Genomic DNA, 9,145 nt, shown 5'->3' on the forward strand with positions numbered 1-9,145 from the left:
CATATAATCAATAAGTGGTTGAAAAATTGTAACTAGAATTTACACAACAATGAGGACTTGACTAGGAGGAGCGCTTAATCCGCGGAAGCGCAGGTTTATCGGCAGGAGGCGATCGGAATCCGCGGAAGCGCGAGTTAATCGGCAGGAGGCGAGCGGAATCCGCGGGAGAGCTGGTTTATCAGCAGGAGGAGCGTGGAATCGGCGGGAGCGCAGGCTTATCGGCAGGAGGAGTGCGAAATCGGCGGGAGCGCAGGTTTATCGGCAGAAGGCGTGCCACTCTCCAGATTTCAGAGTTCTATCATCGGCTGATTTTGTATAAGTATTAATAGAGGCCGGTTGAACGGCCGTGGGAATCCATAGAGTATACGTGAAGAGGAGGAAGCCATGAACAAGCGCAACAACTATCGCTACCAGTCGTTCTCATCCAGCCGTAAAAAAAAGACATCGAAGTTATTGAACCAGATGCAGAAAAGAAAGAAGCAGCAGGCCACCGGGAAGGCGTACAGTTTTTCTGGCCCTCAGAAACCTGTGTTAGGTAGTAAAAAGCCTTCCTATCTGAAAGGGAATGGAAACCGGCGCTCGATTTGGAAGATGCCGGCAGCCATTTTTCTGGGGGCGTTGATGTTCGTGATTCTGGCTTTGCCCGCCATGATTGTCCTTCCTTTCGGGGATGAGGAGAAGGCGGTGACAGAAGTGAAGGAGCAAGAGCAGGCGGGGAAAGAGGAACCGGCAGAGAGCGAAGCGGAGGAGAAGGAGTCTTCTTTTGCCGTGGAGGTGATGCGCCATGCATCGGAGACGGTGGAAGATGTTCCGCTGGAAACCTATGTCGCGGGAGTCGTGGCATCAGAAATGAGTGCTGAGTTTGAGATGGAGGCTCTGAAGGCCCAGGCGCTTGCAGCCAGAACTTACATTGTGAATCATGTCCTGTATCAGAATGACCCCAATGAATTCGATGTGACCGATACGGTCCAGCATCAGGTATATAAGAGTGAAAGTGACCTCCGGCAGCAGTGGGGCAGTGAATACGCAAAGAACATGAAAAGAATAGAGGAAGCGGTTGCCGCTACGGAAGGGCAGATTTTGACCTATAAGGAAGCGCCGATCACACCGGCATTTTTCTCCACCAGCAATGGCTATACGGAAAACTCGGAAGACTACTGGGAAAGTGAACTTCCCTATTTGAGAAGTGTGGAAAGCCCGTGGGATAAAGAGTCGCCGAAATTCCTCGACCAGCAGATCTTTACCATCCAGGAAGTAGAGACCGCTCTAGGAGTGGATCTGCCGGCGCAAGCCTCGCAGTCCATGGAAGTGACCCGGACGGAAGGGGACCGGGTGGACCAGCTGAAACTCGGAGACCAGGCGTTCAGCGGCAGGGAAGTCAGAGAGAAGCTGAGCCTGCGTTCGAGTGATTTCACGATTGAACAGAAAAACGACCACCTTATCTTTACGACAGAGGGGTATGGCCATGGGATTGGGATGAGTCAGTATGGTGCAAATTTCATGGCCCAGGAAGGAAAAGATTATAAGGATATTCTTGCTCATTACTACCAAGGTGTTGAAATAAGTACCGTGGATGATACCGCACCGACCCTCGTCGCAAAATGACGGGGGTTTTTCTTATTTCCGCATGGCGCAGCGACACAGATTGGTAAAATGCCGGCAGGTGGAAAAACCTGATGTAGCAGCATTTAAACACTTACTTTCCCCCACTTTCCAAAACTCATCCGCAAAAACAAGAAATTTTATGTTTGGGAGGTATATATTCCCTTTTTTCTGCTCAGAATGGGGGATGAGGTGATGAGCTATGAAAGAAGAAAACAAAGGGGCTTCAAAAAACAAGTGGAGCCGTATTTTCCGCAAGAAGTGGTTTTTCCCGGCACTCTATTTGACGATTGCTGCACTGCTTCTGTCGGTTGTCGTATGGTATCAGAACATGGATAACCAGGTTCCTGATGCTGCAGAAGATCAGGAAGAAATCGTGAATGATGGTGACTTCGACTCGGCACCAATGGATGAAGAAGCCAATCCGGTAGTAGATCAGCAGGAAACCATTCAAATGCCTGTAGCGGATGAGGATCAAGCAGAAATCGTAACTAAATTTTATGATTACAACGCAGACCAAGAGGATCAGGAAAATGCCCTGGTTCTATACAACAACCGCTTTTACCAGAGCTCAGGCGTGGATATTGCTTCTGCTGACGGAGAAGCATTCAGTGTACAAGCTGCATTGAGTGGTACCGTACAGGAAGTGAAGGAAGACCCGCTTCTTGGAAATGTCGTCATCCTTTCTCATGGAAATGATGTCATGACCTATTACGCAAGCCTTGAAGAAGTTTCCGTACAGGCAGGAGACAATGTGAAGCAGGGAGATGGATTGGGAACCTCCGGACAGAATCTGTTCGGCAAAGATAATGGCACCCATGTACATTTCCAGCTGAGAAAAGAAGGCAATGAAGTGAATCCGGAAGAATTCTTCAATCAGCCAGTAACCAAACTGGACAGTGTGACAAATGAAGAAACAGAAGCTGCAGAAGGATCCGAGTCTACAGAGGAGACGGAAGCATCCGAGGAATCTGAGGCCACGGAGGAATCAGACGCAACGGAAGAGTCCGACGCGGTAGAGGAATCGGAAGAACCGGCAGCTGAAGAAGAAGACGATGCAGCAGAAAACGAAGAGGAAACGGAAGATAAAGATACAGAAGAAGATAGCGAAGAGGATGAATTGGATTCCCCGCTATTGGACCAGCCCTAGAATAAAGGAAAGATCCCTGGCATAAGGCCGGGGATCTTTTTTTGGTATTTGTCGAACGATAGAGTACTACTACATGGATGAATTGTGGTAATATTGGAAGTAGAAAAATATTTATTGGGAAATGGAAGCGCTTTTGCGGCAGTCTCCATTTATACCCGGAAAGGGGCTCCTCCATATGGTGAAATCATCTTTGACCTTGCGTCCGGAAGACGTCCAATACTTCCAGGAACACATCCAAATGCTGAAGGAAACGGACGACACGCAGCCAATTCTTCTGGCTATACGGACGAAGTGTCTGAATGAAAATGATTCTCTACTGCTGAAAGTAGGGTTAGAGTACATATATATCAACGGATTCTATAAGGATATGGATGAGATGATCCAAAAGAACAGAGAAACAGGCATTCCGTCGAATATCCAGTGGGCGGAAGTCTACCAACTGATGATGGATGCCGTCCATCAGGTAAAGTCTCCCCATCTCATACTCCAGCAGGCCGGCCGCCTCCAGACAGAAGAACCCGAATTGATATGTCTCCTGGAATACGTTAAATTACACGCCCATATAAACATGAACAAATATAGCGAGTTCGGCAACTTCCTCAATCAATACCAGTATTATCTCGAGGAAGTGGAAGACCGGTTGCTGAAATATGCCTTCCGCATCCGCTTGTACAGCCTTCTGCTCTTCTACCATCTCATGCGGAATGAAGTGCTGATGGCCCGTAAATTCGGCTACCGGCTGCTGCAGCAGACGTTCAATGATAAGACGAAGGTGAATGCCCATATGAAATTGGGACTTTCCTATACCTTCGAAAGCTATGAACAGGGCATGCTCCACTTACGGGAAGCATTGAAACTGGCGGAAAAACAGGAACTGCATCAACGTATTTATGAAATACGCCATAACAATATTCCATTCCTTGCTGCCCATTACGGCCGACCCGAAGGCATTACTACCGAGGACAAGGCTGAACAGGCTCATTTGGAGATTGCAAAGGGCAACAATGACAAGGCCATTGATATCCTAAACAGCCTGGACGAGGAAACGCCATTCTCCGTCTACTATCTCGGGAAGGCTAAACAGGACAGGGAAATCCTGCTGCGTGCCTACCGGATGTTCATCAGAGACCGCAGGGACTTCTTCTTCAGCCGGCTGTCCCTACAGGCCATCCGGGAACTGGACCTGTAGATTTTGTTTGTTTACTGACCATAGAAAGTGGAAAATTATTCCTGATCTGTATAGAGATATGGCAGGGTGGCAATTTTTTGTTCGTTGCTTTGCCTGCCGTGCGGGGAGGTCTCCTTCCCAATAGACACCAGGATAGGGACTATGTTTCAAGAAAAGGGAGTGTAGTGATGAAGTGGAGTCGCAAGTGTTTGTTACTGGCAGTCCTTGCCGTATTCATACCGGCGTCTCCCGAGCTTGTGGAAGTGATTCTGCTGCATGATCCGGAGCTGGGAGGCATCGATTGAGGAAATTTGCTGGACAAGCGTATAAGATATAGAGAATAAAAAAACCGGGTTTCCATGGGGAGATCCGGTTTTTCTGCTGAAGTTGTAAAATAAATGTAAAAAATGCCGTGCACCCTGCAGTTATGCGCAAAAACTAAGCATAAACCTTGCATGCCAGTAATAAACATATACAAACCAAGCATACAGAAGTGTCTGAGGTGAGAGCTTGTGTGGCTTTTTACATACACAGCAATGAATCTGATGCCCAGTAGTGTCGATAAAATATACTGAAAATTCCGTTAATTATACAAGCATTCTGGATCAACGTTTCCTGTAAACCTATCCTAGTTGCATTTGTACAGGATTTCAACCCCATACTTTTCATCCTTGTCCAGGTTGCCGGCCACAGATAATTTACACCTTGTCTCAAATTACACCTCGGAAATTACCAACACAGGGAGGCGAACGGTGTGCATGATTACATCAAAGAGAGGACCATCCGGATCGGTGAATATGTCGTCGAGTCCAAAAAGACGGTCCGGGTGATTGCTAAAGAATTCGGCGTATCAAAGAGTACGGTACACAAAGACCTGACCGAACGACTGCCGGAGATAAATCCCGAGCTGGCGAATCAGGTGAAGGAAGTGCTCGAGTACCACAAATCCATCCGCCATCTGCGCGGAGGGGAAGCAACCCGCAAAAAGTATAAAATCCATACACCTGAAGGAAGTGAAGTAAAGCCGGTAGGGTGATTAATATAGGAAAAGGAAGGAGCAGATAACCCATGAGAGGAACCCAGCTGGGAGCGGCTGGGTTTTTTGAAGTGTGTGGAGCGAGGGAGTGCGGAATCGGCCGGAGCGGGGTGATATCGGCAGTAGGTCCGCGGAATCAGCAGGAGAGGGGTGATATCGGCAGGAGGCTCGCGGAATCAGCAGGAGAGCGGTGATATCGGCAGGAGGCTCGCGGAATCGGCAGGAGAGCATGGTTATCCGCGGGAGGTGCTGGGAATCAGCAGGAGAGCGGTGATATCGCTAGGAGGTTCACGGAATCGGCAGGAGAGCGATGATATCGCTAGGAGGCTCACGGAATCAGCAGGAGAGCGATGATATCGGCAGGAGGCTTGCGGAATCGGCAGGAGAGCATGGTTATCCGCGGGAGGTCCGCGGAATCAGCAGGAGAGCATGGTTATCCGCGGGAGGTCCGCGGAATCGGCAGGAGGTCCTGGATATCCGCAGGAGAACATATTTATCAGCATTAAGGATAGAGTATAAGGAATATTATATTTCCATAACTGCTTTTTTCTTATTAGGAACGAAGGAATGTTGTGGGTAGTTTTCAAGCGGGGGAGCGTGGTACACTCTGGCTTTGTTTTTGCCCGTTTCGCGGAGGTCCATGGATTTCAATAGGGTATATGCTGTTTTTTCAGAGCCGATTTGCAAAAATTCTCTGGCCTGGTTATTGGTGATGGTTGGCTGATAGAGCAAGAAGTAATCCAGAAGTGCTCGTTCGTGGGCTTTGAAGTCAACGTGCAAACAGCTAGTGCATTGCCATTTTTTTAGAGACTTTTTCATGGGAAAAGCCCCGCAGTTGTTGCATTGGATGCCCTTGATCACATGGTCATTTGTTAAATTATATTGTTTTAATAAATCGGGTTGTCGTGGTACGTCTTGCTGCAGCAATTTCTCATCAATGGAGTGCATCACCTGTTTGCTTAGCAAATTCCTGGTATATTTGATTTTCAGTTCGTCCAATTTTGGCAGAAGCTTATCGACATGGAACATTTTTTCGTAGAATGCAGGGTCGTTCTGGGAGTTCTGAAGGATGGTGGCTGGGTCACTGATTACGACATAGGATTCGGTGGGGATGGCATGGAGGGAAAGATGTTGCTGAAGCCATGAGCTAAATTGCATTTCATGTGACTGGACTTGAAGCAGCGGGCTTTGAAATCCATCTTCATTCTTTCCGATGGTGCGGATTAGCTGATCAGAGTCTGAATGATATTTCACCTGGCCCTTATAATTCTTGCTTTCCACGAGGAGGATGAATTTGCTGGATAGAATTAGCGTATCTATTTGGAAAAAATGATTGTTTACTTTCAAACGCAGGCCTTGATAAACGTAGAGGCCCTTTTGAGGGTATATACTGAGTTTATAATCAAGGGTTTGCTCCCCGCGGTAACCCGCGAGATTATTTACATATTCTTTATTCAAGGTTTTGTTATCTCTGTACTTCTCCTTCAGTCTTCGAAAAAGCGCTTCGTAACACAAAAGGTCATATGGCTTAACTCTCTTTTTGCGTATCAATATGTATCACTCCTTTTGAATAAGTAGTATTCTACACATCTTGCAAAACTCCTCTTTTTTTATGAGAAAAATGATAGAAGGATGATAATATATCAGCCGCAGCTGTAGGAAATCCGCCGGAGTGCAGGGAAATCTGCAGCACATGTAGGAAATCCTCCGGAGCGCGAGGAAATCGGCAGGAGAGCGGTGATATCGCCAGGAGGCTCACGGAATCAGCAGGAGAGCGGTGATATCGCTAGGAAGTCCGCGGAATCAGCGGGAGAGCGGTGATATCGGCAGGAGGTCCGCGGAATCGGCAGGAGAGCGGTGATATCGGCAGGAGGCTCGTGGAATCGGCGGGAGATCGATCATATCGCCAGGAGGTCCACGGAATCGGCGGGAGATCGATGATATCGCCAGGAGGCTCGCGGAATCAGCGGGAGAGCGGTGATATCGGCAGGAGGTCCGCGGAATCGGCAGGAGATCGATGATATCGGCAGGAGAGCGGGGATATCGCTAGGAGGCTCGCGGAATCAGCAGGAGAGCGGTGATATCGCCAGGAGGCTCACGGAATCAGCAGGAGAGCGGTGATATCGCTAGGAAGTCCGCGGAATCAGCGGGAGATCGGTGATATCGGCAGGAGGCTCGCGGAATCAGCAGGAGAGCTGTGATATCGGCAGGAGGTCCGCGGAATCAGCGGGAGAGCGGTGATATCGCCAGGAGGCTCGCGGAATCAGCGGGAGAGCGGTGATATCGGCAGGAGGTCCGCGGAATCAGCGGGAGAGCCGGGAAATCCGCTCTATAAAATTTTTCAGGAAACTACAGTTAATTGTAGAAATCTGTGGTAAAATATAGTATTAGCAGTATCAGGTTTTTTGACAGAGGTAAGACAGTTATTTATACTAGGAGGATTTTGATCATGTTTTCCAGAGATATTGGAATTGATCTTGGAACGGCCAATGTGCTGATTCATGTGAAAGGGAAAGGGATTGTCCTGGATGAACCGTCTGTCGTTGCCATGGACCGCCAGACCGGCAAGGTGCTTGAGGTCGGGGAAGCGGCGAGGCGTATGGTCGGCAGGACGCCGGGAAATATCGATGCGATCCGTCCTTTGAAGGATGGGGTTATTGCTGATTTTGATGTTACAGAAGCGATGTTGCGGCATTTTATCAATAAAATCAATGTAAAAGGGTTATTATCGAAGCCCAGGATGCTGATCTGCTGCCCGACGAACATTACCAAGGTGGAGCAGAAGGCGATCAAGGAAGCGGCTGAGAAATCAGGAGGCAAGAAGGTCTACCTGGAAGAGGAGCCGAAAGTGGCTGCGATCGGTGCAGGCATGGAAATCTTCCAGCCGAGCGGAAACATGGTCGTGGATATTGGTGGCGGCACGACGGATGTGGCGGTGCTGTCCATGGGGGATATTGTTACCTCCGAGTCGATCAAGATGGCCGGGGACAAATTCGATCAGGAAATTCTTCAGTACATAAAGAAGAAGTACAAGCTCCTGATTGGTGAGCGCACGGCAGAAGATATCAAGGTCAATGTGGCCACCGTTTACGAGGGCGGGCGTTCGGAAGAAATCGAGATTCGCGGTCGTGATATGGTCAGCGGGTTGCCGAGAACCATTACGGTGTACTCGGATGAGATCGAGGAAGCGCTGAGGGAATCGGTCGCATTGATTGTCCAAGCGGCAAAATCAGTGCTGGAACGGACACCACCTGAGTTGTCCGCAGATATCATCGACCGCGGAGTCATCCTGACAGGCGGCGGCGCGATGATCCACGGTATTGACCAACTATTGGCCGAGGAATTGAAAGTGCCGGTGTTCGTTGCGGATGAACCGATGCACTGTGTTGCCAAAGGGACAGGCATCATGCTGGAAAATATCGATAAGATTGAGCGGAGAAAAATCGGCTGAAGGCTTGGCACCAATCTCCGTTGAGGGCAATCCTCAATCTTCATCTGCCAGAATCGGAAGAGCCGGACAATGGGAACCCATAGGTATGGAGGCCTCCATTAATAGTAGCATCATGTGAGCCATCCCCATGGAAAGGAGGAGCAACTTTCCACTATTCCAAAATAGCGGGATGGTCTCTTCATGCCGGCACTTTTTTTGTGCAATGGCCCAGCTGATGGCCCATTCTCTCGTGAAACATCCTTGTAAATATGATACAATTTAGCCAGAAACACGTATTTTGTCGAGAATTAAGGAGTCACTGCCGATGCCAAACAACCAATCTGAGCAGCAATCACGGAAGTCCTACAAACAATCGAAAAAGAAGCAGCCAGAAAAGAAGGCCACTGATGCAAAGTCCCGCAAAGAGATCAAGCAGCAGAAGAAAGCCGAAAAGCTGGCATCCCAGCCGAGACGCCGCGTCTTTCCGATATGGCTGCGCATCATCGTGGTCATACTGCTTGCTGCCATCGCATTGATTGCCGGTCTCATGATTGGCTACAGTGTGCTCGGGGATGGCAATCCTTTGGAGATATTACGAGCAGAGACTTGGGAGCATATATATGACATTGTCTTCCAGGGCAACAAACCAAACGAAGAAGCATCCTGATTCCGTGTGAATGCAGGATGCTTCTTTTGTGTGCCCGGCATGTGCGCACGCTTTAGGGTTCGAGTCCCGAGCGGTGAAGGTCATTGTAGCCG

Annotated in this window: 11 protein-coding genes; 10 read left to right on the plus strand and 1 reads right to left on the minus strand. The window is 48.8% G+C overall.

The window, feature by feature from the left end; genetic code table 11:
• Positions 1–384 precede the first annotated feature (384 nt).
• The 7 genes from spoIID to ACFOGI_RS09135 all read left to right on the plus strand — a co-directional run bounded on the left by spoIID (position 385) and on the right by ACFOGI_RS09135 (position 5,462).
• Positions 385–1,605 (plus strand): stage II sporulation protein D, encoded by a 1,221-nt coding sequence (spoIID, locus tag ACFOGI_RS09105; protein WP_390271639.1) that lies wholly within the window; start codon positions 385–387, stop codon positions 1,603–1,605.
• Between the two features lie 199 nt (positions 1,606–1,804).
• Entirely contained in the window at positions 1,805–2,752 is a 948-nt protein-coding gene (locus ACFOGI_RS09110) for a peptidoglycan DD-metalloendopeptidase family protein (RefSeq protein WP_390271641.1), read from the plus strand.
• A gap of 175 nt (positions 2,753–2,927) precedes the next feature.
• Positions 2,928–3,941 (plus strand): AimR family lysis-lysogeny pheromone receptor, encoded by a 1,014-nt coding sequence (locus ACFOGI_RS09115; protein WP_390271643.1) that lies wholly within the window; start codon positions 2,928–2,930, stop codon positions 3,939–3,941.
• A gap of 733 nt (positions 3,942–4,674) precedes the next feature.
• Positions 4,675–4,956, plus strand: a complete 282-nt coding sequence (gene spoIIID, locus ACFOGI_RS09120; protein WP_390271645.1) for a sporulation transcriptional regulator SpoIIID — start codon at positions 4,675–4,677, stop codon at positions 4,954–4,956.
• A gap of 32 nt (positions 4,957–4,988) precedes the next feature.
• The gene (locus tag ACFOGI_RS09125) at positions 4,989–5,150 is read left to right on the plus strand and encodes a hypothetical protein (protein WP_390271647.1); all 162 of its coding nucleotides are present in this window, start codon (positions 4,989–4,991) and stop codon (positions 5,148–5,150) included.
• The gene (locus ACFOGI_RS09130) at positions 5,107–5,310 is read left to right on the plus strand and encodes a hypothetical protein (RefSeq protein WP_390271649.1); all 204 of its coding nucleotides are present in this window, start codon (positions 5,107–5,109) and stop codon (positions 5,308–5,310) included. Before ACFOGI_RS09125 ends, ACFOGI_RS09130 begins: the two co-directional genes overlap by 44 nt.
• Positions 5,307–5,462, plus strand: coding sequence for a hypothetical protein (locus tag ACFOGI_RS09135; RefSeq protein WP_390271651.1), 156 nt, complete (start codon positions 5,307–5,309; stop codon positions 5,460–5,462). The genes ACFOGI_RS09130 and ACFOGI_RS09135 overlap by 4 nt, the downstream gene beginning before the upstream one ends.
• Positions 5,463–5,481: 19 nt before the next feature.
• On the opposite strand, the gene ACFOGI_RS09140 is transcribed toward ACFOGI_RS09135, so the two are convergent.
• Positions 5,482–6,507 carry a nuclease-related domain-containing protein gene (locus ACFOGI_RS09140; protein WP_390271653.1) on the minus strand — a complete coding sequence of 342 codons (1,026 nt, stop codon included), beginning with the start codon at positions 6,505–6,507 and terminating at the stop codon, positions 5,482–5,484.
• A gap of 266 nt (positions 6,508–6,773) precedes the next feature.
• Here ACFOGI_RS09140 and ACFOGI_RS09145 point away from each other — a divergent pair, with 266 nt between their 5' ends.
• The 3 genes from ACFOGI_RS09145 (at position 6,774) to ACFOGI_RS09155 (ending at position 9,053) form a co-directional block, all read left to right on the plus strand.
• Entirely contained in the window at positions 6,774–6,977 is a 204-nt protein-coding gene (locus ACFOGI_RS09145; protein WP_390271655.1) for a hypothetical protein, read from the plus strand.
• A gap of 428 nt (positions 6,978–7,405) precedes the next feature.
• Entirely contained in the window at positions 7,406–8,407 is a 1,002-nt protein-coding gene (gene mreB, locus ACFOGI_RS09150) for a rod shape-determining protein (protein WP_390271657.1), read from the plus strand.
• A 304-nt stretch (positions 8,408–8,711) separates the two neighbouring features.
• Positions 8,712–9,053, plus strand: a complete 342-nt coding sequence (locus tag ACFOGI_RS09155; RefSeq protein ID WP_390271658.1) for a DNA-directed RNA polymerase subunit beta — start codon at positions 8,712–8,714, stop codon at positions 9,051–9,053.
• Positions 9,054–9,145: the final 92 nt, after the last annotated feature.

Origin of the sequence: Virgibacillus xinjiangensis (assembly GCF_042643145.1) — a bacterium.
Lineage (GTDB): Bacteria > Bacillota > Bacilli > Bacillales > Amphibacillaceae > Virgibacillus_O > Virgibacillus_O xinjiangensis.